This is a genomic window from Oscillospiraceae bacterium, from assembly GCA_022483045.1.
GTDB lineage: Bacteria > Bacillota > Clostridia > Oscillospirales > Acutalibacteraceae > Caproicibacterium.
Genome location: JAKVOA010000002.1, coordinates 222,721 through 247,266 on the forward strand (window position 1 = coordinate 222,721; position 24,546 = coordinate 247,266).

The window sequence follows — 24,546 nt, forward strand, 5'->3', positions numbered from 1 at the left end:
ATAAACATGCTATGATTATTTCGTTTTATACTTCTTTATTTTACCAGAATCCTGCAAAAAGACAAGGGGGAAACATTTCATGGCAGCCATTTCCTTTGTTCCGGCGGCACCGACCGAGCTGCCGCGCCTGGCCGCACTGGCAAAGCCGATTTGGGAAGACTGCTTTACCCCAATCATCGGCAAAGAGCAGGTGGCCTATATGGTCAGGCTCTTTCAGTCGCTGCCCGCGCTGCGCCGGCAGACGCAGCAGGAAAATTACCAATACTACTTTATACAGCTTGGCGGCAAAGACCTGGGCTACACCGGCGTACAACCGGACCCCCGCGGCGGCTTGTTTTTAAGCAAGCTTTACCTCAAAGCAGAGGCCCGCGGGCGCGGGTACGCGCGGCAGGCTTTCTGCTTTTTATGCGGCCTTGCAAAAGAACAGGGCCTGTGCCGCATCTGGCTGACTGTCAATAAACACAACGCACAGGCCATTGCCGTGTACGAGCACCTCGGTTTTGTGCGCACTGACGCAGTCGTCACCGACATCGGCGGCGGCTTTGTGATGGATGACTACATCTATTCGTTTTCCATTTCTCATTCTTAGGAGGTTTTCATGCAGTACCCGAAAGCAGTTCTATTTGATTATGGCATGACTTTGTGTACCGAACCCGCTCCGCGTATCGAAAAAGGCTACGCCGCCCTGCTGCAGCACGCCGTGGCAAATCCGCGCGGCATTACTGCCCCGCAGCTGATGGCCTTTGCCCAAAAAGCGAAAGCTGACCTTGGCTGGAACCTGCCGGAAGACACCCAGCCGCTGGAAACCTGGTATCTTTCGCTGCAGCGCTACTACCTAGAGTCCCTGGACATCACGCTGGACCTTTCCCCCCTGCAGGCAGAGGAACTTTATTGGGACATCTGCTCCCCGGCAACACCCGCACCCTACATTCAGCAGGTACTGAAAGCGCTGCAGCTGCGCGACATTCCCCTTGGCGTAGTCAGCAACCTGTGCTTTACCGGCGCAACCCTGGAGCGCCGCCTGCACGCCTGCTTCCCCAGCGACCCATTCCGCTTTATCCTGGCAAGCAGCGAGTATGCTTTCCGCAAACCGCAGCGCCGCTTTTTTGAGCTGGCCCTGCACAAAATGGGCACCACAGCCGACGAAACCTGGTTCTGCGGCGACAATCCCATCTGCGATATCGATGGATCCGCCGGCGCAGGCATGCGCTCTTTCTGGTACCGCTGCGGCGATGATTTCGACATCTGCCCAAGACAACCCAAAAATCCCTGCACCCACCTTTCCGACTGGCGGCAGTTTGCCGCGCTTTTTGCGTAAAACCGACCACGACACCCGAAACCGAAAAGGAGCCTACGATGGAAGATTCGAAAATTTGTCCTGCCTGCAGCGCAAAAAATCCTGCGGCTGCCAACTTCTGTGAGCAGTGCGGCACCGCCTTTTCACCCGCCGGACAACCGGCCGGCGCACCGCAATCTGCCGGACAGCCGGCCGGCGCACCGCAATCTGCCGGACAGCCGACTGACGCACCGCAATCTGCCGGACAGCCGACCGGCGCACCGCAAACTGCCGGACAGCCGACTGACGCACCGCAATCTGCCGGACAGCCGGCCGGCGCACCGCAATCTGCCGGACAGCCGACTGACGCACCGCAAACTGCCGGACAGCCGGCCGGCGCACCGCAGCAGCCTTATTATCAGCAGCCCTGCCAACAGCCGGGCTACACCTATGGCCGGCAGCCACGTTCCTATTTCTACGGCCGGCAGCCACGCCGCCGGGTTTCTCAGTATCCTTTAGGGCAGGTTGGGCGTCCTTTCGGCCTGTTTGACGGTACCTTTACCCCCGGCAGCATCACCCCTGTCCGCAACCGCATTGCCGCGGCAGTCCTGTGCCTGCTGGTCGGTCCCTTTGGCATTCACAAATTTTACACCGGCCAGTGGGGCAGCGGCGCCGTATCTCTGTTTTTGCTGCTTACCCTCGCCTGGACCGGCTGGATCTGGGGCATTCTGTACGCCGTTTCTTTAGCGGAAGCGATCTTGCTCTTTACCATGTCGGACCGGGACTTTGAAAACAAGTATCACGTGCGGGCACAGTAAGCCCGCCTGCAGAAGGCGTCTGCCCGAATCGGTGCAGGCGCTTCTTTTCCCCGCAGAGCGCGCCCCGTGTGCCTTGCGTTTCTTTCTGAATAATGGTATACTTTGAATGCTTTTATGAAGCAGAAATAAGAATTTTCGGCGGGTCTGCTGCAGCTGCCAGCGCCTGCCCCCAAAAGAAGGACATGGCTGTATGAAACTAGGCATTGTGGGGCTGCCGAATGTCGGCAAAAGCACCCTTTTCAACGCAATCACCAACGCGGGCGCACAAAGCGCCAACTATCCTTTTTGTACCATCGAGCCAAATGTCGGCATCGTTGCGGTGCCCGACAAGCGCCTGGACAAATTGGCCGAAATGTACCACCCGAAAAAATACACCCCGGCGTCAGTTGAGTTTGTCGACATTGCCGGCCTGGTCAAGGGCGCCAGCAAAGGCGAGGGCCTTGGCAACAAATTCCTTGCAAATATCCGCGAAGTAGACGCCATTATCCACGTTGTGCGCTGCTTTGAAAACGACGACATTGTGCATGTGGACGGCAGCATCGACCCTGCCCGCGATATTGAAACTATCCAGGTGGAGCTGATTCTTTCCGACCTTGAGGTCTTGGAGCGCCGCATCGACAAAACCAAAAAACAGCTGAAAGCCGACAAAAAGTATCAGGTCGAACTGGACTTTTTTGAGCGCGTGAAAAATGTGCTCGACAACGGCCAGCCCGCGCGCAGCGTTTCCTGCACAGAGGACGAGGCCGCGCTGCTCTCTACTGTCAATCTTCTGACCAACAAGCCGGTCCTTTACGCCGCCAACATGAGCGAAGACGACTTTAAAAACGGCATTGAAGCCAACAAATACTACCAGACCGTAAAGGAGATTGCCACCAAAGAGCACGCCGGCGTGCTGCCTATCTGCGCCGAAACCGAAGCCGAAATTTCCGGCATGGAGCCGGACGAAAAGGAGCTCTTCCTTTCCGACATGGGGCTGGCAGAAAGCGGCCTCGACCGCTTTATTCGTGCATCGTACTCCCTTTTGGGGCTCATCAGCTTTCTCACTGCCGGCGAGCCAGAGGTGCGCGCGTGGACCATTAAAAAAGGCACCAAGGCGCCGCAGGCCGCCGGTAAGATTCACTCTGACTTTGAGCGCGGCTTTATCCGCGCCGAGGTCGTGCCCTACACCGAGTTGGTCGCCTGCGGCGGCATGGCCGCCGCCCGCGAAAAAGGCTTAGTGCGCAGCGAAGGCAAAGACTACGTTATGCAGGACGGCGATGTTGTGCTGTTCCGCTTTAATGTTTAAATCTTTCCTGCTCTGCACAGGCTAGTATGATCTGCCATTTATGCGGAAATTTCCGCAATCTATTATAAATGGGATCTTTAAAGGAGGAGATCGTCATGGAATTCAAAGGAAGCAAAACAGAAGCAAATCTTGCCGCCGCATTTGCCGGCGAAAGTCAGGCCCGTAACAAATACACCTACTACGCCAGCAAGGCGAAAAAAGAAGGATACGAGCAGATTGCCGCTATCTTTGAAGAGACCGCAAACAACGAAAAAGAACATGCAAAGCTTTGGTTTAAGCTGCTGCACAACGACGACATTCCCTCTACCGAGGCAAACCTGGCGGACGCTGCCGCAGGCGAAAACTACGAGTGGACCGAAATGTACAAAGAATTTGCAGACACAGCCGACGCCGAGGGCTTTAAAGCCATTGCCGCAACCATGCGCCGCATTGCCAGCATCGAAAAGACGCATGAAGAGCGCTATCGCAAGCTGCTCGCCAACCTGAAAGAGGACATCGTCTTTAAGACGGACGACGAAAACACCGTATGGGTCTGCCGCAACTGCGGTTACATCTATGTCGGCAAAGAAGCACCAAAGGTATGCCCTGCATGTAAACACCCGCAGGCTTACTTTGAGCGCCGCGCAGTCAACTACTGATTTGGCTTTTCCGTTTTCACCGGAAAGGAAACACAAAAGCTCTTTGGCTTTTCAAAAAGCCGGGGAGCTTTTTCCCATTCTGTACAAAATTTTGTTTTCATGCGGCAAATCAAAGAAAACCAGCCCTTTTGGCAAAAGGATTTTAAGATTTACCTTGAAAAACAAAGAAAAACTCTTTATAATGGCAATACGGGCAAAGACGCTTGGAGAAAATTCCATGCGTCTTTTTTTTATGAAAATTTTGGTGCACATGGCTGATTCTGCTCTGCCGCACAGCCGGCTGCCTGTGCCAAAACCTATGGAGGGTGACGAATCCATGCATCTTACGCCGAAAGAAACCGATAAACTAATGCTCCACTTTGCCGGTAACCTGGCAAAAGAACGAATGGGCCGGGGCCTAAAATTAAACTACCCCGAGTCCATTGCACTCATCAGCTCTGAGCTGATGGAGCGCGCAAGAGACGGGGAAAGCGTTGCGCAAATCATGCAGGACGGCCTGCATATCCTCACCCGCGCCGATGTGATGGAGGGCGTGCCGGAAATGATCCGCGAGGTGCAGATTGAAGCAACTTTTCCCGACGGCACCAAACTTGTGACGGTGCACAACCCAATTCGTTAGGAGGGCAAAACAGATGATACCAGGAGAAATGATAACCTGCAGCGGCAGCATTACGCTGAATGCCGGGCGCCCAACCGCGCAGCTGACCGTGGTCAACACCGGCGACCGGCCCGTGCAGGTGGGCTCCCATTTCCACTTTTTTGAGGTCAATCGCGCGCTGCGCTTCGACCGAAAGGCAGCGTACGGTATGCGGCTGGACATTCCGTCCGGCACAGCAGTGCGGTTTGAGCCGGGCGAAGAAAAGACCGTCAGCCTGACTGCCATTGGCGGCAGCAGGCGGGTGTATGGACTCAACAGCCTGACCTGCGGCGCTCTTGACGACAACGACGTGCGCAAAGCTGCACAGGAGCGCGCAGCCAAATTCGGTTTTCAGGGGGCCACAAAATGAGCTGTGAAATTACACGAAAAGCATACGCGGATATGTACGGCCCGACTGTTGGCGACAAGGTGCGCCTTGCCGACACCAACCTTTTTGCCAAAGTGGAAAAAGACGCGGCCGTTTACGGCGATGAAGCAAAATTTGGCGGCGGCAAGTCCCTGCGTGACGGCATGGGGCAGTCCTGCCCGGCACTTTCTGTACCGGACCTAGTTATTACCAATGCACTGATTATCGACTACACCGGCATTTACAAAGCCGATATCGGAATAAAAGATGGCTGCATCTGCGGCATTGGCAAGGCCGGCAACCCGGACGTGATGGACGGGGTCTCCCCTTCCCTGGTGGTGGGCGCCCAAACCGAGGCCCTCGCCGGCGAAGGCCTGATTGTCACGGCCGGCGGAATCGACACACACATTCATTTTATCAGCCCGCAGCAGATCGAAACCGCACTGGACAGCGGCATCACCACCATGATCGGCGGCGGCACCGGCCCTGCAGACGGCACCAACGCAACCACGTGCACCCCCGGCAAGTGGAACCTGTGGAGAATGCTGGAGGCAGCAGAGGCTTTCCCGATGAATTTGGGCTTTCTGGGAAAAGGAAATTCTGCCAATCCCAAAACACTTGCCGCTCAGGTCGAGGCAGGTGCACTGGGCTTAAAGCTGCATGAAGACTGGGGCTGCACGCCGGCGGCCATTGATGCCAGCCTGCAGGTGGCAGATAAATACGATGTACAGGTTGCCATTCATACCGACACCCTAAATGAAGCCGGCTTTGTCGAAGACACAGTCAACGCAATCGGCGGCAGGACCATTCACACGTACCACACCGAGGGCGCGGGCGGCGGGCATGCGCCGGACATTATTCGTATGGCGTCTTTTCCCAACGTTCTGCCCTCTTCGACAAACCCCACGATGCCGTTTACCAAAAATACGCTGGACGAGCACATGGACATGCTGATGGTCTGCCACCACCTAGACCGCAGTGTACCCGCGGATATCGCCTTTGCCGATTCCCGTATTCGGCCTGAAACGATTGCCGCCGAGGACGTTTTGCACGACATGGGCATTTTCAGCATGATGAGTTCCGACTCACAGGCCATGGGCCGGGTCGGGGAAGTCATTCTGCGCACGTGGCAGACAGCGGACAAAATGAAAAAGCAGTTTGGTGCGCTGGAGGGCGACACAGACTGCGACAACAACCGCATCAAGCGCTATATCGCGAAGTACACCATCAACCCGGCCATTACCCACGGCATTTCAGACTCTGTCGGCTCTGTCGAAGTGGGCAAATTTGCCGACCTGGTCCTTTGGCGGCCCGAGCTTTTCGGCGTAAAACCAGAGATGATTATTAAAGGCGGCTTTATTGCGCAAGCGCGCATGGGCGACGCCAACGCCTCTATTCCCACCCCTCAGCCGGTGCGCTACCGCCCGATGTTCGGCGCTTTCGGGCAGGCACGGGCAAAGACCTGCATCACCTTTTTGTCGCAGGCCGGCATCGACAACGGCGTGCCCGGCGAGCTTGGGCTTAGGCGGCTGATAAAGCCCGTACACAACTGCCGCAAAATCGGCAAAAAAGACATGCGGCTCAACAACCGTACCGGCGACATTCGCGTAGACCCCGAAACCTACCAAGTCACTGTTGACGGCAAAGTCATCACCTGCGACGCGGCAGAGAGCCTTTCTATGACACAGCGATATTTTCTGTTTTAATACGGAGGAAACTATGATTTATGAACAAATACTGGGAAACCTGAAAGACCGGCCGGACTTGGCAAAGGAAACCATTGACTTTGTGCCGGTAGAGTGGTTTGACACACAAAAGACGATCTTCCGGCTGCGTTCCGTGTCTGGCAGAGATGTCTGCATCCGCCAGGAAAACGGGCACCGCCTGCACGACGGCGATATTCTGTCGCGGGGGCCGCAGGGCATTCTCGCGGTAAAAGTCCGGCCGAGTGAGGTGCTGAAGCTGAAACTGGAAACGCCAGAGCAGGCCGCGCGCCTTGGCTGGGAGCTTGGCAACCGCCACCTGCCTGTTGTCATTGACGCAGGCGGTGTGACAGTGCCCTATGACGAGCCGACTTTTTCTTATCTGCAGCAGCGCGGCTTTTCGCCAAAACGCTGCACAGATGTCTTTACCGGCTCTCTGGTGCACAGCCACCACCACGAACATGGTGGATAAAACCTTTTTAAAGCTGCTGCAGGTCTGCGACTCGACCTTCCCTATCGGCGCTTTTACGCTTTCCAATGGGCTGGAAACTTATGTACAGAAAGGCCTTGTCGCCAGCGGAAAAGACCTGCGGGACTACCTCAGGGCATGGCTCAGCGCGCAGCAGCGCTGCGACTTGGCCGCCGCGGCGCTTGCCTATGAGGCTGCAGCCAGCCCGCGCGAAATTTTGCTGCTTGACGAACGCACGGCAGCCTATAAGCTGCCCATGGAGGTACGCGAAGGCTCGCGGAAAATGTGCATTCGCTTTTTAAAGCTGATGAAAAAGATCGGCATTTCCGCTGCTGAAAGCTACCAGAAACAGATTGAAGCGGGCCGCGCTGTGGGCCAGTACCCGGTCGCTTTTGGGCTGTATGCCCGCATGCAGGGCATTGCAAAGGAAGATGCCATTTTAGTCTATGCCTACAACATGTGCTCGGCTATTGTGACAGGCTGTGTCAAGCTGATTCCCATGAGCCAGACCGACGGACAACGCGTGCTTTACGAAACGCTGCCCGCCATTGAGGTGGCCGCCAAAGCGGCCCTGCACGTCAAACCAGAAGCGCTTGGCCTGTCGCTTCCCGGGCTGGATATTCGCGCCATGCAGCACGAGCGGCTTTATACACGTCAATATCTCTCTTAAACATCTTTGTGAAAGTTGGTTTCGTAAAATAATGGCATACGTAAAAATTGGCATCGGCGGCCCGGTGGGGTCCGGTAAAACGGCTTTGATTGAGCGGCTGACCCGAAAAATGATTCCGTATTACAGTATTTGTGTTGTTACAAATGATATCTACACCAAAGAAGACGCCGAATTTCTGACAAAGAACAGCGCCCTGCCGCCTGAGCGCATTGTCGGTGTCGAAACCGGCGGTTGCCCGCACACCGCTATCCGTGAAGACTGCTCTATGAATTTGGAAGCCGTGGAGGACATGGCCCGGCGCTTTCCCGATGTGCAGATTCTTTTCATCGAGAGCGGCGGCGACAACCTCTCTGCGACTTTCAGCCCAGAACTTGCCGACGCGACGATTTATGTTATCGACGTGGCGCAGGGCGACAAAATTCCGCGGAAAGGCGGGCCAGGCGTCACACGCTCTGACCTGCTCGTCATCAACAAAACAGACCTTGCCCCCTATGTCGGCGCAGACCTTGCCGTAATGAAGCGGGATTCTTTGCGCATGCGTGGGGACCGCCCGTTTCTGTTTACGAATTTAATGAACAACAGCGGTGTCGATGAAATTATCCGCTGGATACAAAAATGTGTTTTGCTGGAGGGTGCATAAAGCGTGAAGGGCAGCCATGGAGTTCTGCGACTGGAAACGGCCCGGCGCGGAAAGCAGACCGTCCTCAAAGACTGTTATTTTGAGGCGCCGTATAAAGTCACCAGTCCCTTTGCAGACCCGGACGGCAGCATTTCTGTCATTGTCATGTACGCCTCAGCCGGTATTTTGGAAAATGACACAGCCTTTGTCGAGCTGCACGCGGGCCGGGACAGCTGCGTGCGTGTGACAAACCAGTCCTACGGAAAAATTTTTAAAATGGAGCAGGGCGGGGCTGTAAAGGATATCCGCATCTCTGTGGACAAAGGCGCCCGCCTTGCTTTTCTGCCAAAGCCGGTGATTCCCTTTGCCGGCAGCCGCTTTCAGTGCAGCACACAAATAGAGGTGGCGCGCGGGGGCAGCCTGGTTTACCGCGATATCTTGTCCTGCGGCCGTTTGGCCCGGGGCGAAGAATTTGCTTTTGAGAGCTACCGCACCCGGCTGTCAATTCGCTATAGCGGCCGGCTGGTTCTCAATGAAAACGTTGTTTTGGAACCAAAGCAGCAAAATCTCAGCAGTCTGGGCTACTACGAGGGCTTTACGCATCAAGCAACCCTGTGCTTTGTCGGGGAAACCGTGCCAGAAGCGGAAAAAGCGGCCGCTTTGCTGCAAAGCGTGCCGGGTATCGCCTTTGGGGTCACTTCCATGATGCTTGGGGGTCTGATGGTGCGCATGCTGGGCACTGGCGCAGAGCAGCTGCTGAATGCCTGCGATGCTGTGACGGCCCTTTTTTGAAAGCAACAGGCCGCCTTTTTATACGCCGATTGTCAGTATGCACGGTTCACGGCGTCATCAAAGAACAGGTTTGTTTTTCTGCACCGCTGTGTCTGTGCGGGCGGCAGAAGACATCTGCATTCTGTATATTTTCTATCTATTTTACAATTTGTATATATTGAAAGCTTTCTGCCCCTCTCACGCCCGCCAAAAAACCCGCCCTTTTCCTTTCAAAAGGGCGGGTTTGTGATACGCCGATTGTCAGTATGCACGGTTCACGGCGTCATCAAAGAACAGGTTTGTTTTTCTGCACCGCTGTGTCTGTGCGGGCGGCAGAAGGCATCTGCACTCTGTATATTTTCTATCTATTTTACAATTTGTATATATTGAAAGTTTTCAGAAACTGCGGTTCCTCTTACTGCATTGCCGCAACCAGCGCGAGCGCCAGCACCATAAGCACCAACAGCAGGATATTGAGGACTTTGTTGGTCTTTCCTTTCAGAAGCTTTTGAAAAATCCAGTAAACGCCGATACCCAAAGCCCCGCCCAGCGTGTTGTCGAGCAGGTCGGTAATGTCACTGGTGCCAACTGCAAGCACATACTGCAGGGTTTCAAACGTGAGGCTGACCAAAAAGCACGGCAGCAGCGTTTTGAAAAACGGCCGCTCCGGCCACAGCATTTTCAGATAAATACCAAACGGCATAAAGGCCAAAATGTTTCCGACAATCTCAAAGAGATCGAGCCGGCCGTCTCGGTAAAAAGAAGCCTGAAACGGCACCAGATTCAGCTGCCGGTAGCGGTCGAGCACGGCGACATTCGTCTGCAGCTTCAGCATAACTAGCCACGTCAGCAGAAACAGATAAAAGATAAAGAAAGCGGTGGTAACCCGCCGCTGTTTTTTGTTTTCCATTCTTTTGTTCTCCTACGGCTCTATCACAGCCGCTGCGCGGCCGCCTTTTTAACGGCTTTTCGCTGTGCGCGCATGCGGCGGAAAAAGCCGCGCAGCACCTCGGCGCACTCCTCCTGCAAAAGGCCCTGCTCCACCTGCGGGCAAAAGCCGCCGGGAAGCGCCAGCAGGTTTACCGCCGACCCACAGGCGCCCGCTTTTGGGTCTTTTGCGCCGTACACCACCCGCGGGATATGCGCATTTAAAACAGCGCCCGCACACATGGGGCACGGCTCCAGCGTAACATAAAGCGTGCACTGCCACAGCCGCCAACCGCCCAGCACCCGGCAGCCGCGGCCAATCGCCTCAATTTCCGCGTGGCAGAGCGCATTTTTCTGCGTCTCGCGGCGGTTTCTGCCTTCCGCGACAATTTCCCCGTCTTTTGTTAAAACCGCGCCCACGGGCACCTCGCCCTCGCCGGCAGACTGCTTTGCCAGTTCCAGGGCCCGGCGCATACAAGCTTCATCTGTCAAGACTGCAGCAGCACATAAATGCTGACCCCAACGCCGTATATCAACATTGCGACCCCGCCGCCGCTGGTAAAAAGGCCGCTGACCCGGCGGGCAAGGCTACTGGCCATGTGGTCGCGCGGAATGCTCAGCTTCCCCTGCGGTTCTTTCTTCCGCATCGCCAGGCGGTAAACCAGCGCACAGACAGCTAGACCGAAAATTATGACAAAATAGCCGCCCTCAAAGGTCTGCGCGGCCCTCTGGCCCAAGTCTTCCTGCAAAACCGCCGCAAGTGTAGCAAGGCCGTTGTTAAGCATGTGCAGCACAATACAGGGAAGGATGCTGCCCGTGCGTACCCGCAGAAAGCCAAAAATCAGGCCCACCAGCGTGGCAAACACAAACTGCCCCACGTTGCCATGGTAAAGCCCAAACAAAAGCGATGACACCACAATGGCGAACCAGTCGCCCCAGCGGCGCAGGCTACCCAAAACCGCCCCGCGGAACAAGATTTCCTCTACCAGCGGGGGAATCAGCGTACCATAAAGTACATATAAAATCTGTGTCAGCACAGAGTGGTCCATCGGCATATCAGGAATTTGCCCGGAAAAGCCCAGCGCTTCTTCGAGCATCTGCACCAGGGCGGTAGGCCAGTTGCAGGCAAGGGTTAGCGCCATGCACACCACACACAAAAACGCCATGTCGCTGCCGGTAAGTCCGACCGCCGCCGGCCTGCCAAAGGGCAGGAACTCCTCTGTCGGGCGACCGGAAAAGCAAATGTACAAAAGCGGAACCAGCGCCAGCAGCAGGTAGCCAATGCAGTCGGCAAGGTACTGCTGCGTCAGGCTGCCGCCGCTTGAAAAGCCAGAACGATATAGAATCAGCACAAGGCAGGCCTGTGTCACTGTCATTACGGCAATAGAGCCCAAAACCAGCCACCCGGCTGTACCCACCGCATGGCGCGAGCCGCGGCGCTCTGCCCACAGGCGCGCCTGCCACTGATAATTCTGCTGAGAAAATTGATACGGATAAACCATTGTGTCGTCCTTTCTGCTCCGCTGTAAAGCGGAAAGCTGACCCCGCGTTTTGTCCTTTTTTCGCGGAACTTCATTCAGTATAACATACCCGGCCGTGTTTGCAAATTCCTTTGCAACTTTTTGTACAGTATGCTATACTATACTGTGATGTTTGATAGAGAATAGGAAGTGTTTTCATGTCTGCAAAACCAGCTGCGGCAGACCTTGGCAACGGCAGTATCGGGCACCTGATGCTGCAGCTTTCCCTGCCGTCAATCGCGGCGCAGGTCGTCAATATGCTTTACAATATGGTCGACCGCATTTATATCGGCCATATCCCCAACACCGGCGCCACAGCCCTGACTGGTGTCGGTGTCTGTTTTCCCATCTTGATTTTAATTTCCGCTTTCAGTGCGCTGATTGGTCTGGGCGGCGCGCCGCGTGCCTCCATTGAAATGGGCCGCAGCAACCGTGAAGGTGCGGAAAAAATACTTGGAAACTGCTTTACCATGCTGCTGGCAGCTGCCGCTGTCCTAACCGCGGTGTTTCTCTGCTTTAGCCGGCCGCTGCTAATGCTTTTCGGTGCAAGCGAAAAGACACTGCCATACGGCCTGAGCTACCTTAATATCTATGTGCTGGGCACTGTTTTTGTACTGATTTCAGTCGGCTTAAATGCCTTTATCTCCGCACAGGGCGCCGCCTCTACCGCAATGAAGACTACCTTGATTGGCGCCGTCTTAAACATTGTACTGGACCCTGTTTTTATCTTTGCCTTTGGCTTAGGGGTGCGCGGCGCAGCCATTGCCACGGTCATCTCTCAGGCGGTCAGCGCCGTGTGGGTGCTGCACTTTTTGTTTGGGCCAAAGACAGCTCTGCGCCTGCGCCGCAAAAATTTGAGGCTGCACCGCAGGATTCTGCTGCCGATTTTGGGGCTGGGGCTTTCTCCGTTTATTATGCAGTCTACCGAAAGCCTTTTAAATATCTGCTTTAATTCCTCTTTGCAGCACTACGGCGGCGACACCACAGTGGGCGCCATGTCCATTCTTTCCACGCTGATGCAAATGGTAATGCTGCCGCTGCAGGGGCTGGCGCTGGGCGCACAGCCGATTATCAGCTTTAACTACGGTGCCCAAAAATACGACCGGGTCAAAAAAGCGTTTCGCCTGCTGCTAATCTCTTCCTTTATCTTCACCGCCGGCTGCTGGGCGCTGATGCAGCTGCTGCCGGGCATATTTGTCGGCATGTTTACCAGTGACGCCGTGCTCACCAAGACAACCGTGTGGGCCTCTCACATCTATCTTTTCGGGCTGTTTGCTTCTGGCATACAGGCGGCCTGCCAGCAAAGCTTTTTGGCCCTGGGGCAGGCAAAACAGAGCCTGCTTTTAGCGCTGCTGCGCAAGGTCATTCTGCTGATTCCGCTGATTTACATTCTGCCGCATTTGTTTACAGACCCGGTCTTTGCCGTTTTTCTGGCAGAGCCGGTCGCCGACATTTCAGCGGCGTGTATTACTTTTCTTACTTTTTTCGCCTGGTTTCGGCGCAATTTTGCCAAGCCGAAACAGACTCCTGCCGCATAAAAAAGCTGCTAAACAGAAGAGTTCGGCCGGGCACCCTTTTGGGGAAAGCCCGGCCGTTTTTTATGACAGGTGCTGCGTGCAGTAAACCCTGCTGGAAAGCAGCTCTTTCCACTGAAACACCCCATTCTGCAGCGTCATATAGCTGCGGGGGCTGTCCTCTTTCGGCAGCGAAACGGAACCGGGGTTAAGCCACAGAATGCCGTTTTTCTCGGTGCAGTCCGGCACATGGGTGTGCCCGTAAAGCAACACATCGCCGGGGCACAGCGGCGGCGTTTCTTTCGGCAGATGCTGCCCGTGTACAGCGTAAAGCAGGTGCCCGCCCGCAGCGAAGACTGCATACTCTGCTAAAATCGGGAACGGCAGCACCATTTGGTCTACCTCGGCGTCGCAGTTGCCGCGCACGCAGAAAATCTTTTCTTTCAGGCTGCAGAGCACCTTTATCACTTCTTTGGGTGCGTATTCTTCCGGCAGGTCGTTTCTCGGCCCGTGGTAGAGCAGGTCGCCCAAAAGGAGCAGGCGGTCCGCTTTTTCCTGTGCAAAGCGCATCGCCATGGCCCGGCAGTACTTTGCAGAGCCGTGTATATCGGAAGCAATCATCAATTTCACAGTTTTTTCCTTTTTGTCTCTTTTTCTTTATCTGCAAACATCAGGATAAAGGCCGCGACCTGCAGCAGCGCACAGAGAAGGATTGCCCTTGTCTGCAGCAGACCTACCAAAAAGTTGCCCAAAACAGCCCCGACAATAAAGCAGGCAATAATCCCGTAGTACAGGAAACATTTGTGTACAGAAAGCTTGTTTCGGGTATGTACGTAGTCACACAGGTACTGTGTGCCGCTGCGCAGGTTGCCAATGCACATGGTCGTGGCAATGCCGTTGCCGTGTATCTTGCGAAAGCTTTCTACCTGAATACCGCAGGCCAAGGAGGTCAGGCTGTTTGCCAACAGATTTTTGTCGCGGGAGATAAAGCTGACGCCAAACAAAATGACTGCTTCAAATAATACTGAAATCTGCCGCCAGTGAAAGACCGTCATCTGCTGGTAGCGAATCCTGACGATATCTGCCAAAGCGATGCCGAGTGCAAAAAAAATCACCGGCAGCAAATATCTAAGCGCCTCGCTCCAGTTCCTTTCAGAAAGGTTAATGCCAAACAAAAGCATATTGCCCGTTTGTGCATTGGCAAAGACTTTATCGCGGCAGACATACGAATAAGCATCCATAAACCCGCCGGAAATCGCCAAAATCATGCCGAGTTCTATGGATTCCGACATCTGTTTTGCTCGCTGCATAGTTTTTCTCCTTACCTGTCAAGCTGTTTTTTTGTTCCCTCTTTTTTGTACAGAAAGCGCTTTGTCCGCAGGCGCTCTTTTGATTATTTCAGTTGGGCAATGGTTACGCCGCTTTCGCCCTCACCGTAGGTGCCAAGGCGGTAGCTTTTTACATTTGGGTGATGTTTTAAATGCTCCTGCACTGCTTTGCGCAGCACGCCGGTGCCTTTGCCGTGGATAATCGTGACCTGTGTCAGGTTGCTGCGGGCCGCATGGTCCAAAAACAGGTCGACATTGGCAATTGCCTCATCGGCAGTTTGTCCGCGCAGGTCCAGCTCAGCAGACGCGGCTGCATTGGAAAAGTGCCGCGCTGTGTTTCGAGTCATGCGGCGCTCTGCTTTGCGCTTTTCGGCCTCTGTCACCAGCTGCAGGTTTTCCACCTCGGCGCGGGTCTTAATCACGCCGGCCTGCACCATTGCGTACTTGCCGTCGGCAGAGACCTCCAGCACTGTGGCCGGCCGGTCCAAATCCACCAAACGCACGGTGTCGCCCGCGCGCAGCGGCCGCGGCAGCTGATAGCCGCTGCGACGGCGGCGTTTCTGTACCGGGTCGGCGTCCGCTTCCATTTGGCGCAGGCCGGCATTCAGCTTTGCCTTCTGCTCGGCGGTAATCTGCTTATTTTTCTGTTTCTTCATTTCTTCCAGTTCATTTAAAAGCAGATCTGCCTGCCCGCGCGTGCGCGAAACCAGGCGGCTGGCCTGCTCACGGGCATGGTCAATTTCTTTCTGTGCGTTCTGCTCGACCGTTTCTTTCTCTTTTTCCGCCTCGGCCAAAGCTTTGCGGGCCTCTGCCAAGTCGCTGCGCACCTCTTCGCGCTCGTCCTCCAGTGCGCGGCGGGATTCTTCCAATTTACCCACCACGTTTTCAAAGCGGGTGTTTTCCTGCGAAACCAGCGCCTGTGCGCCCTCCACAACAGACCGCTCCATACCAAGCCGCAAAGAGATGGCAAAGGCGTTGCTGCGCCCGGGCACACCAATCAGCAGCCGATAGGTCGGCTGCAGGGTTGCCACGTCAAATTCACAGGAGCCATTCTGTACCCCGGGGGTTTCCAGGGCATAGGCTTTCAGCTCAGCATAATGCGTGGTCGCGGCAATGCGCGCCCCCTGCCGCCGCAGCTGCTCTAAGATAGAGGTTGCCAGCGCGGCGCCCTCTACCGGGTCGGTTCCCGCGCCAAGCTCATCCAACAGGACCAAGCTTTTGCTGTCTGCCACTTTGATAATACGGATAATATTTGTCATGTGCGCCGAAAAAGTGGAAAGGCTCTGCTCAATCGACTGCTCATCGCCAATATCCGCCAGCACACGGTCAAAAACCGAAAGGCGGCTGCCGTCCGTTGTGGGTACCAGCAGGCCGCACTCCGCCATCAGCGTCAACAGACCGATTGTCTTAAGGGTAACGGTCTTGCCGCCAGTGTTTGGGCCGGTAATCACCAGGGTATCGAAGTCGGTGCCCAGGCGCACGTCCGTTGCCACCACTTTTTTGGGGTCAATCAGCGGGTGCCGGGCGCGCTTCAGCTCCAGTTCGCCGCGGTCATTCATCTGTGGCAGGGTTGCTTTCATCTTATAGCCAAGGCTCGCCTTTGCAAAAATCAGGTCCAGTTCAGCGGCAAAGCGGCAGCTGGAAATAATGCTGTCGGCAAACGTGCCGGCTTCTGTTGACAATTCCTGTAAAATACGGTCAATTTCGTTTTTTTCGTCATTCTGCAGCACACGGACTTCATTGTTCGCCTCGACCACAGCCATTGGCTCGACAAAGACCGTGGCACCGCTGCCGGAAGAATCGTGCACCAAGCCGGGCACCTCGCTGCGGCACTCTGCCTTGACCGGCACAACAAACCGGCCGGAACGCTGCGTGACAATGGGGTCCTGCAGAAATTTCTGGTAATACGGCGAATGCACCATTTTATCCAGCTTTTCGCGGGCACGGGCGCTTGCTGCGCGGATTTTGCGGCGAATTGCCGAAAGCGCGGGCGACGCATTGTCGTTCATTCCCTCTTCTGAATCAATGGCGCTGTAGATCTTTTCTTCCAAATATTTATTGGTAACAATACAATGAAAGCGGTCGTCCAGTGTTGTCTTAATGCCTGCGCTTTTGGCGCGCCAGTCGCTGACAGCGCGCAGACAACGCAGCACGCCGGCCAGGCGCAGCAGCTCACCCATATTGAGCACGCCGCCAGAAGCGGCCCGCCGCAGCGGGTTTGCCACATCGTGCAGCCCGCCGAAAGACGGCGAACCGAATTTTGCCATCAGGGTATAGGCGTCCCAGGTTTCCTGCAGCAGGCGGTTAACGCCTGAAAGCCGCGTCTGCGGGCGCAGTTCCAGCGCCATGTCGGCGGCGGCGTCGCTCGCTGTCTCTTGCCTAAGCAGCTGTAAAATTTTGTCCAGCTCCAGTGCATGAAGGTGGTGTTCTGTCCTCAGTTCCATAAAGTTCCTCTATTCTCTGCAATTCCAATCATGTACACAAATTTGTACTTATGAAGATTCTGTTTTCAGCGGGTCCGCCACGGTGTGGTAAAAATCCAGTGTACGAAAGCGGTACTCGGCACGGTCAAGCAGGTAGGCCTCGCTTGCGCGGGCAAGCTCCTGCTGTCCCTCTCTGCCCAGTGTAAAAGAAAAGAGCTTCGGCAATTCCGCGTAAACCGTGTGGCGCAGCGCAGTCAAAGCCCCGCGGTGCAGCAGCAGACCGCCGCCCCGCCCTCTTTTTTCGCGGCAGTTTTTGCACAAAAGCACGCCCTGCTGCGGGTAAAAGTACATCACGTCGTCCTCGTACCTGCGGCAGTCGGTGCAGCCGATTAAGTCTGGCAGGTAGCCTGCAAGGCTCATCATGCGCATCTCGACCGCGGATTTCACCACTGGCAGCGGCCGCCCGCCTTTGCACAGCCGCTGAAACGCCAAAAGCAGCAGCCGCAGAAAGTCAGCGGCTGTCTCTGCCTCTTCCTGCGGGGCTAGGGCCCCCGCCAATTCACAGAAATACTGTGCCAGTGCCAGGCGGCCGATGTCCTGCCGCAGCTCGAAAAAAACCTGCAGAGGCTGGGCGTCATCAATCATATATTTCTCTTTTCCGCAAAATAATAAAATCCGCGCATAGCAGAAAAGCTGGGTGGCCGAAACCAGACTGCTTTTTGCCGCGCGGCTGTTCCGGGCAAAGGCACGCACGACCCCGCGGTCGCGCGTCAAAAGGGTAACCAAACGGTCACGTTCCCCCACATCTGACACCCGGATGACGATTCCCTGTGTCTCTACCCGCATCCGGCTGTTCCTCCTCTTTTCCGGTATCTGCCCTGCACTGTGCGTAGCGCAGGTAGTCCTGCACACTGCCCGTTTTTGCAAAGCAGGACCAAGCTGACTGTTCATCCATCGCGGCTCTCCCCTTTCCGGTATGTGCCCTGATATGTGCTCTGGCTGTTTTTCCAGTACAGCGTCTATTCATCAGTATGCACATCTGCGGGAAGGGATATGAGTGGCAAATAAAAGAATTTTCGACTTTTTTCAGCGGTCTTTTTCTGCGTTTTGTGGTAAAATGCGCTGTGCGGTTACTGCAAAAGGTCCTTTGTGTCAAAGCCAAAACTGCGCAGCGCGGCCTCTTTATTGCGCCAATTCGGTTTTACCATCACCTGCAGCTGCAGATTTACCTTTATCCCATAAAAGCGCTCCAGTTCCTCGCGGGCCTGGGTGCCGATCTTGCGGATCATGCTGCCGCCCTTGCCGATAATAATGCCCTTGTGGCTTTCGCGCTCGCAGTAAATATCGGCGTCAATATCCAGGCAGGAGCCGTCCGGCCGCTCTTCCAAGTGATGCACCACCACAGCCACGCCGTGCGGCACCTCTTTGTTAAGCAGGCGCAGCATTTTTTCGCGCACAAATTCCCCCGCCAAGACCCGCTCGGGCTGGTCGGTAAGGGTGTCGTCCGGGAACATGTGCCCGCCGGGCTGACAGTGCTTTTTCAGCTCGTCCTTTAAGTCCGGCACCCCGTCGCCCGTGCGTGCCGAAACCGGCACCACCGCCGCAAAGGGATACTTTTCGCTCAGTTTTGCAATCTGCGGAATCAGGCGCTCCTTTTCCTGCAGCAGGTCAATTTTATTAATGGCCAGCACCGCGGGCAGCTTTTGGCTGCGAAAGCGCTCTAAAAGTTCTTCGTCTGCCGGTGAAATCTCCGTACCCGCCTCGACCACCAGCAGGGCGGCGTCCACCCCGGCGACAGAAGAAGTCACGCTTTTGACCATGTACTCGCCCAGCTTGTCGCGCGGCTTTAAAAGCCCCGGCGTGTCCAAAAAGACCAGCTGGTCGCGCCCCTCGGTGAGCACCCCCATAATGCGGGTGCGGGTGGTCTGCGGCTTGCTGCTGACGATGGCGACCTTTTGGCCCAAGATGCGGTTCATCAGCGAACTTTTGCCCACATTGGGCCGGCCGACGATGGCAAAAAAAGCCGATCTGTCATTTTCCTGATTGTTTTTCATCAAGTACCTCTGTTTTTCCGCCCAAAATCGCGGGCAGATGGTATTTATTATATATTGTACAGAATGCTTTTATACGAATTCTGCTTTCCACTCTGCGGGTTGAAAAATCAGCCTTTTCCGCCAAAAAGCGCGCGCAGCTTCCGCCACAGCGGCCCCGGACCAAGGCGTACATAAAAAAATGCCGCAGCAGCCGAAAGCCCCAGCAGCAAAAGCAACCAGGGCCGCGCGCACAGCCAAAACCAGCCCGCCGCAATGCAGGCCGGCTTTGCAAACAGACAAAGGCCCACGCCCGCGGCAAAGGCCGCACTCATCAGGACCGCGCCCGCGGCCATGTCCTTAATCAGGCGGACCCCGCGGTTGTAGGCGCTGTTTTCTATATCGCACGCCGCCTCTGCCGCCGTATTAAAGACCTCGGCCGCCAGCACGCTGCCGATTGCCAGCAGCAGCGTCGCGTACCCCGGCCTGTCCAGCTCAAAAAACGGCGAAAACAGCAGCGTATAAAAAGCGGCCACTGTGTGAAAGCGCATGTGCCGCTCTTGGTTAATACAGAAAAGAATCCCGCGGGCCGCGGATTTTAAGCTCTTTAAAAAGCGCATTGTGTGGTCCTTTCCGGCGGGTCATTGCCGGCCGGGGCCCGCCGTGTCAGATTTCATCGTCCTCTATGACATAGCTGCTGCTGCTTGGCAGGCCCAGCTCTGCCATAACCTGCTCTTCTTTTTCGCGCATGTGCACACGCTCTATGCCCTCTTCATGGTCATAGCCCAAAAGGTGCAGCATACTGTGCGCGGTAAGGTAGCCGACCTCGCGCTCAAGGCTGTGGCCGTAGCGGTCCGCCTGCTCGACTGCTTTTTCCATAGAGATGACAATATCGCCCAGGATTTTCGTCCCGGTGGAGTAGTCTGTATCGTAAACGCCTTTTTCACCCATTGGAAAACTGAGAACATCGGTCGGCGCATCTACATCGCGGTACTGTTTGTTAAGCTTGTGAATCTGGTTGTTGTCTACAAAAGTGACACTGACCTGTGCAGAAGCATCAAAATGCTCCATACGCAGAACTGCATTGCAGCAGCGGCGCACAAGCATGCGCAGGCCGGTGGGAATTTTTACAGCTTTTTGTTTATTTTCTATCATGACCCGAATTTTTTCCATGATTCGTCTTGTCCTCCTCGTATTTTTCGTATGCCTTAATGATTTCCTGTACCAGCTTGTGGCGCACCACATCGCGGCCGGTAAACTGAATCTGCGCAATGTCCGGCACGCCGCGCAGGATACGCATAATCTGCTTGAGCCCGCTGTGCTTGCCGTCGGGCAAATCAATTTGTGTAATGTCGCCGGTAATGACCATGCGGCTGTTAAAGCCCAGCCGTGTTAAAAACATTTTCATCTGCTCTGGCGTAGTATTTTGGGCTTCGTCCAAAATAATGAAGCTGTCGTCCAGCGTACGCCCGCGCATATAGGCAAGGGGCGCTACCTCGATATTGCCGCGCTCGACATAGCGCTGGTAAGTCTCTGACCCCAGCATATCAAACAGCGCGTCATACAAAGGGCGCAGGTACGGGTCGACTTTCTGCTGCAGATCGCCCGGCAGAAAGCCAAGCTTTTCGCCTGCCTCTACGGCGGGGCGCGTCAGAATAATGCGCTGCACCTGCTGTGCACGAAAAGCTGTCACTGCCATAGCAACCGCCAAATAGGTCTTACCTGTTCCTGCAGGGCCAACGCCAATGGTAATGGTGTTTTCCCTTATCGCGGTGCAGTAGTTTTTCTGCCCCAGCGTCTTTGGCTTAATGGGTTTTCCTTTGCTGCTCAGGCAGATGCAGTCGCCCGCCAGCGCCTGTACTTTTTCCTCGGCGCCGTCGTTGACCAAGCCAATGCAGTAGCGCACATTCTGCTCTGTCAGCGTTTCGCCGCGGTTTATCAGCTCTAAAAGGCTGTTGACTGCGCGCACAGCGGGCTCTACGCCCTCTGGCTCGCCAGATACCTTGATTTCGCCATCGCGCGATACAACCGAAACGCCGTATTCTTTTTCTATCAGCCGAATGTTTTCGTCCATACTGCCAAACAGTGCGGCGGCCTGTTCCATCCGGTCGATGCTGATCCTCTGTTCAAACAAAGACTTCACCTGACATTTGCTTTTAAAATTCCGCCGCTGCCCCAAAGGCGTGGCCGCACGGCGGCTGATAAGCGGAGCTTTCTTTTAAAAAGGCCCAAAAGGCCCTGCAAATCCGATAATTTGCTATTCATATCATACCACAGAAGACAAGCAGAGTCACTATGTTTTCCCCAAGTTTGTTGTGTGCAAACTGCTGAAATTCGGCCAGTTTTCCCTGTGTTATAGTTCCATACAGAAAATTCCACACAGGCCTGGGGGCCTATCGGGCAAACTGACGTTTCCATTCTGTACAGAAGCGGTGCAGGCGCTCTTTTGCGGCGGGGCGCTTACGTGCCCGGCAGCGCGGTCTGCGAAATGCGCACTTCTTTCGCAATATTTTCGCGGCAGAAAAGGCTGCGTGTCACTGTAACACCGTCTTTTTCTGTTTTTACGCTATCGCTTCGCGACAGGACCGCGGCACCGGGCAGCTCGGTTTTTTCTTTCTGCCTCAGCAGGCGCCGGGCCTCCTGTACCGCCTGCTGCGGGGTCCGCCGCCAAGAAACCTCCCTAACAGGCGTCAGCACTTCGCGTGTGAAAAGCAGCGGCAGTTCTTTTCCCCACAGGCGCACGCAGGTCTGCTCTCCCGTGCGCACAACGCTCCCCTGCGGCGGCAGCCCTAAAGAAAGCGGCAGCTGCACACCAAACACCGCCAGTGACTTTCTTTCGGCCGGTGCGCCGGTCTGCTCGCGGCGCCGCGCCGCAAACGGAACTGTTACTTTCAGAGTATGTGCAGTTTTTGCAAAAACCGTACCAGAAGCGTGGTAAAGTGCCATAAATTTTTCCTCTTTGTTTTCCACCACCGGCGAAACCAGCAGCTGCCCCTTGCTTACGCCGTCGCCCGGTTGCACCTTTGCCGTGCCCGCGCGAATGTGCATCTCCAAAACGACGCCGTTTTCGGCCGCCTGCAGCTCGTACCAGCCGCTCTGGTCAGCCACAGGCGGACGCTCATCGTTTTCTGTCAGCTGTACATCCAGGTCGCCGCCGTGGTTATTGATACTGATCCAGCTGATCCGCGGAAACTGCTGCATGAGCTGCGTCTGCACATCTTTCGCCGAAAAGCCGTGCCGCACGGCCCCCGGAAAAGCGCCCTGCTGTGCTAAGGCAGCGCGCAGCGCCGGCTCCGCAATGGTGCGGCAGCCGCTGATTTCGACTGTCCAGAAAAACTGCCCCAGGCCCAAAAGCACCGCCCAGAAAAGCGCAAAGCCGGCCACCAGGCCCGGCCGGCCGCGCAGGCGGGCAATTTTCAGCGGCAGGCCGCTGCGCTTTACAATCTGCAGGCGCACCCGCGCCTGTCTTGCCTCCCTGCGCAGTTTCGGGTACATTTTCACCTGTACGCAGGCGGTCATGCCCTTTTGTCCAGGCCGCACCTGCCAAAGGCGGACGCCGCCGCGCATACAGCAGCTGAGAAAGCGCTCTCCGCCGCGGGGCGGCAGCACCCGAAAGCGCACCCAGCCCAAAAGCCAGCGCGTGAGTTTCATTTCTTTTCACTCCTCTTTTTCCGGCAGCGGCGGCAAAAGCTCGCCGCGCGCCGCGTAGGCAATTTGGGTGATATACCCGGAAATAATCAGCGAACTGCACGCAAGGCTTTGCAGCGAAAGCCCCTGCCCGCTAAAGCGCAGCACCCCGCGCCCATAGCGCACGCACACCACGCTGTGCGTATATTCCAGCACGCCGCCGCAGCCATCTACTGTGGCCTCGCGGTTGCCGGCAAGCTCCATTTTTTCACCGGACTGCACCAGCAGCGAGGATTTTTGCGCAGGCTTCACTGCAGGGCACCTCCTTTTTTACACAGAAATACAGAATTCTGCCGAATGGTTTTGTTTTTCTTACGCCGTTTCTTCTATAAATATTCCGCTGTGCGCGCGCATATTCATAACCACGAGAGGGGGCCTTTTATGAACCGAAAAGCTGCGGGCGCCGCGGCCCTTTGCCTAGCGGCAGCTCTGCTTCTTTTTCCCGAAAGCGCCGCCGGCGGGGCCCGCGCGGGCATTTACACCTGCTTGACAGTGCTGATTCCGTCGCTGTACCCGTTTCTGGTCATCACCGTTTTTCTAATCAAAAGCGGGCTTTCCTCCGCCCTGGGCCGGCGCATCGGCGGGCCGTTTGCGCGGCTGTTTGCGCTGCCTGCGGCCGCTGCGCCGGCCGTTTTAATGGGCATGATCGGCGGCTACCCCACCGGCTCCCGCGGGGCCGAAGCCCTGTATGAAAGCGGCGAACTGACCGCCGCCCAAGCCGAGCGCCTGATCTTTTTTTCGGTAAACGGCGGCCCGGCCTTTATCTGCACCGCCGTGGGGCTTGGTTTTTTGGGCAGCGTGCGCACCGGTCGGTTTCTTTTGGCGGTACACCTGCTCGCGGGGCTTATCGTGGGGGTGCTCGTGGGGTTAAAGCACCACAAAGAGCCTGCCGCCCCGCCGCGCAAGGGCGCGTGGCCGGGCCTTGGCAAAGCGCTGCTGCTCGCCGCGCGCGACGCCGCTTCTTCTATGCTCTTAATGTGCTGTTTTGTCATCTTATTCAGTACTTTTCTGTCTGTTTTACAGCGCTTTTTGAGCGGGCCGGTACTGGCAGGGCTTGCGGGAGTCTGTGAAGTGACCCTTGGCTGCCGCTCGCTCGCCGCGCTGCATGCGCCGCTGTGGTGCTTTGCGCTGGTGCTGGGCTGGGGCGGGCTGTGTGTGCACCTGCAGGTGCTGCAGGGACTGTCGTTTCGGGTGCGCACTGGTCGGTTTTTCCTGTGCCGCGCTCTGCACGGCCTGCTTTCGGCGGCGGCGGTTGTCCCTCTTTCGCGGCGTTTTGCGCCGCTGCCCGCCCCTGCCCCCGCCATAGATGTCTTTGGCAGTTTCGCAAAAAGCCAGCCCGCTTTTTCCGGCAGCATTGCCGCGGGGGTCGCACTGATTTTTTTGTGCATTGCCCTGCTTGCAGACAGTGGCGCACAGCATGATTCTGTGGTATAATGCTGATTATGTAAAGTAAAATGCCGTGTAGAATCCTGCGGCAAAAGACAGAAAGGGGCTTTTTGTCATGAAAACACAGAGGGGCGGTTTTTTTGGCAGCAAAATAGAGCAGCGGTGTGACTACTGTGCGCACGCGGCGGGCACCCAAAAAGAGGTTTCCTGCCTGCTCGGGCGAAAATTTCCGGAAAGCGGCAGCTGCCGCCGTTTTCGCTACAATCCGCTGCGCCGCGTTCCGCGGGTGCAACCGCCGGTGCCAAAGCTGGACGCACAGAACTTTAAGCTCTGACTTTTCGGGTTGAGCAATGGCGCGATTCCCTGCTTTCTGCGGCTGGCAGGGGGCTGCACACAGGCAAAAACAAAAATCCACAAAAAAAGAGCAGGCGCGCTGCCAAAAAGGCTTTGCGTCCGCTCTTTTTCTATTGCATTTAAA

29 protein-coding genes are annotated in these 24,546 nt (G+C 55.9%); 15 read left to right on the forward strand and 14 right to left on the reverse strand.

All coding sequences use genetic code 11. The annotated features are described in order from the left end of the window. Positions 1 to 79 precede the first annotated feature (79 nt). The 12 genes from LKE53_09870 to LKE53_09925 all read left to right on the forward strand — a co-directional run bounded on the left by LKE53_09870 (position 80) and on the right by LKE53_09925 (position 9,274). Positions 80 to 589, forward strand: coding sequence for a GNAT family N-acetyltransferase (locus LKE53_09870; protein ID MCH3973046.1), 510 nt, complete (start codon positions 80 to 82; stop codon positions 587 to 589). Between the two features lie 9 nt (positions 590 to 598). Continuing rightward, a complete protein-coding gene (locus tag LKE53_09875) occupies positions 599 to 1,318 on the forward strand; it encodes an HAD family hydrolase (GenBank protein MCH3973047.1) in 720 nt (239 codons plus the stop codon). A 38-nt stretch (positions 1,319 to 1,356) separates the two neighbouring features. After that, entirely contained in the window at positions 1,357 to 2,094 is a 738-nt protein-coding gene (locus tag LKE53_09880) for an NINE protein (GenBank protein ID MCH3973048.1), read from the forward strand. A 190-nt stretch (positions 2,095 to 2,284) separates the two neighbouring features. Continuing rightward, a complete protein-coding gene (gene ychF / locus LKE53_09885) occupies positions 2,285 to 3,379 on the forward strand; it encodes a redox-regulated ATPase YchF (GenBank protein ID MCH3973049.1) in 1,095 nt (364 codons plus the stop codon). Between the two features lie 95 nt (positions 3,380 to 3,474). Next, on the forward strand, positions 3,475 to 4,017 hold the full coding sequence (locus LKE53_09890; protein MCH3973050.1) for a rubrerythrin family protein: 543 nt from the start codon (positions 3,475 to 3,477) through the stop codon (positions 4,015 to 4,017). A 316-nt stretch (positions 4,018 to 4,333) separates the two neighbouring features. Continuing rightward, the gene (ureA, locus tag LKE53_09895) at positions 4,334 to 4,636 is read left to right on the forward strand and encodes an urease subunit gamma (protein ID MCH3973051.1); all 303 of its coding nucleotides are present in this window, start codon (positions 4,334 to 4,336) and stop codon (positions 4,634 to 4,636) included. A 13-nt stretch (positions 4,637 to 4,649) separates the two neighbouring features. Beyond that, positions 4,650 to 5,024, forward strand: a complete 375-nt coding sequence (locus LKE53_09900; protein ID MCH3973052.1) for an urease subunit beta — start codon at positions 4,650 to 4,652, stop codon at positions 5,022 to 5,024. Continuing rightward, entirely contained in the window at positions 5,021 to 6,727 is a 1,707-nt protein-coding gene (ureC, locus tag LKE53_09905) for an urease subunit alpha (protein ID MCH3973053.1), read from the forward strand. Before LKE53_09900 ends, ureC begins: the two co-directional genes overlap by 4 nt. A gap of 13 nt (positions 6,728 to 6,740) precedes the next feature. Beyond that, positions 6,741 to 7,196: an urease accessory protein UreE gene (locus LKE53_09910; GenBank protein MCH3973054.1), complete on the forward strand. Its 456-nt coding sequence runs from the start codon at positions 6,741 to 6,743 to the stop codon at positions 7,194 to 7,196. Then, entirely contained in the window at positions 7,084 to 7,863 is a 780-nt protein-coding gene (locus LKE53_09915) for an urease accessory protein UreF (protein ID MCH3973055.1), read from the forward strand. The genes LKE53_09910 and LKE53_09915 overlap by 113 nt, the downstream gene beginning before the upstream one ends. A 31-nt stretch (positions 7,864 to 7,894) precedes the next feature. After that, positions 7,895 to 8,503, forward strand: a complete 609-nt coding sequence (ureG, locus tag LKE53_09920; protein MCH3973056.1) for an urease accessory protein UreG — start codon at positions 7,895 to 7,897, stop codon at positions 8,501 to 8,503. Between the two features lie 3 nt (positions 8,504 to 8,506). Next, entirely contained in the window at positions 8,507 to 9,274 is a 768-nt protein-coding gene (locus LKE53_09925; protein ID MCH3973057.1) for an urease accessory protein UreD, read from the forward strand. 394 nt (positions 9,275 to 9,668) lie between these two features. Here the strand turns inward: LKE53_09925 and LKE53_09930 are convergent, their stop codons facing one another. From LKE53_09930 to LKE53_09940, 3 genes are read right to left on the reverse strand one after another with little or no spacing between them, the layout of a single operon-like run. Next, entirely contained in the window at positions 9,669 to 10,163 is a 495-nt protein-coding gene (locus LKE53_09930) for a VanZ family protein (GenBank protein MCH3973058.1), read from the reverse strand. A 23-nt stretch (positions 10,164 to 10,186) separates the two neighbouring features. Then, positions 10,187 to 10,654 (reverse strand): tRNA adenosine(34) deaminase TadA, encoded by a 468-nt coding sequence (gene tadA, locus LKE53_09935; GenBank protein ID MCH3973059.1) that lies wholly within the window; start codon positions 10,652 to 10,654, stop codon positions 10,187 to 10,189. Positions 10,655 to 10,668: 14 nt separating this feature from the next. Further along, a complete protein-coding gene (locus tag LKE53_09940) occupies positions 10,669 to 11,682 on the reverse strand; it encodes a CPBP family intramembrane metalloprotease (protein ID MCH3973060.1) in 1,014 nt (337 codons plus the stop codon). A gap of 176 nt (positions 11,683 to 11,858) precedes the next feature. On the opposite strand from LKE53_09940, the gene LKE53_09945 reads away from it, so the two are divergent. Beyond that, a complete protein-coding gene (locus LKE53_09945; protein ID MCH3973061.1) occupies positions 11,859 to 13,238 on the forward strand; it encodes an MATE family efflux transporter in 1,380 nt (459 codons plus the stop codon). Between the two features lie 60 nt (positions 13,239 to 13,298). Here LKE53_09945 and yfcE read toward each other — a convergent pair whose 3' ends face one another. The 11 genes from yfcE to LKE53_10000 form a co-directional block, all read right to left on the reverse strand. Then, a complete protein-coding gene (gene yfcE, locus LKE53_09950; GenBank protein MCH3973062.1) occupies positions 13,299 to 13,844 on the reverse strand; it encodes a phosphodiesterase in 546 nt (181 codons plus the stop codon). Further along, entirely contained in the window at positions 13,841 to 14,524 is a 684-nt protein-coding gene (locus LKE53_09955; GenBank protein MCH3973063.1) for a DUF1275 domain-containing protein, read from the reverse strand. The genes yfcE and LKE53_09955 overlap by 4 nt, the downstream gene beginning before the upstream one ends. Before the next feature lie 83 nt (positions 14,525 to 14,607). After that, a complete protein-coding gene (locus LKE53_09960) occupies positions 14,608 to 16,986 on the reverse strand; it encodes an endonuclease MutS2 (protein ID MCH3973064.1) in 2,379 nt (792 codons plus the stop codon). A gap of 48 nt (positions 16,987 to 17,034) precedes the next feature. After that, positions 17,035 to 17,811 carry a DNA repair protein RecO gene (gene recO / locus LKE53_09965; protein MCH3973065.1) on the reverse strand — a complete coding sequence of 259 codons (777 nt, stop codon included), beginning with the start codon at positions 17,809 to 17,811 and terminating at the stop codon, positions 17,035 to 17,037. After that, positions 17,756 to 17,920, reverse strand: coding sequence for a hypothetical protein (locus LKE53_09970; protein MCH3973066.1), 165 nt, complete (start codon positions 17,918 to 17,920; stop codon positions 17,756 to 17,758). The genes recO and LKE53_09970 overlap by 56 nt, the downstream gene beginning before the upstream one ends. Positions 17,921 to 18,095: 175 nt before the next feature. Then, on the reverse strand, positions 18,096 to 19,019 hold the full coding sequence (gene era, locus LKE53_09975; GenBank protein MCH3973067.1) for a GTPase Era: 924 nt from the start codon (positions 19,017 to 19,019) through the stop codon (positions 18,096 to 18,098). Positions 19,020 to 19,126: 107 nt separating this feature from the next. Further along, entirely contained in the window at positions 19,127 to 19,546 is a 420-nt protein-coding gene (locus tag LKE53_09980) for a diacylglycerol kinase family protein (protein MCH3973068.1), read from the reverse strand. Between the two features lie 115 nt (positions 19,547 to 19,661). Further along, complete coding sequence (ybeY, locus tag LKE53_09985) at positions 19,662 to 20,168, reverse strand: rRNA maturation RNase YbeY (protein MCH3973069.1); 507 nt, start codon at positions 20,166 to 20,168, stop codon at positions 19,662 to 19,664. Beyond that, positions 20,137 to 21,129, reverse strand: coding sequence for a PhoH family protein (locus tag LKE53_09990; protein ID MCH3973070.1), 993 nt, complete (start codon positions 21,127 to 21,129; stop codon positions 20,137 to 20,139). The genes ybeY and LKE53_09990 overlap by 32 nt, the downstream gene beginning before the upstream one ends. A 326-nt stretch (positions 21,130 to 21,455) precedes the next feature. Continuing rightward, positions 21,456 to 22,646 carry a sporulation protein YqfD gene (locus LKE53_09995; protein MCH3973071.1) on the reverse strand — a complete coding sequence of 397 codons (1,191 nt, stop codon included), beginning with the start codon at positions 22,644 to 22,646 and terminating at the stop codon, positions 21,456 to 21,458. 6 nt (positions 22,647 to 22,652) lie between these two features. Then, entirely contained in the window at positions 22,653 to 22,934 is a 282-nt protein-coding gene (locus LKE53_10000; protein ID MCH3973072.1) for a YabP/YqfC family sporulation protein, read from the reverse strand. A gap of 129 nt (positions 22,935 to 23,063) precedes the next feature. Here LKE53_10000 and LKE53_10005 point away from each other — a divergent pair, with 129 nt between their 5' ends. Continuing rightward, complete coding sequence (locus tag LKE53_10005) at positions 23,064 to 24,116, forward strand: hypothetical protein (protein MCH3973073.1); 1,053 nt, start codon at positions 23,064 to 23,066, stop codon at positions 24,114 to 24,116. Positions 24,117 to 24,183: 67 nt separating this feature from the next. After that, entirely contained in the window at positions 24,184 to 24,402 is a 219-nt protein-coding gene (locus tag LKE53_10010) for a hypothetical protein (protein MCH3973074.1), read from the forward strand. The last annotated feature ends 144 nt before the right edge of the window (positions 24,403 to 24,546 follow it).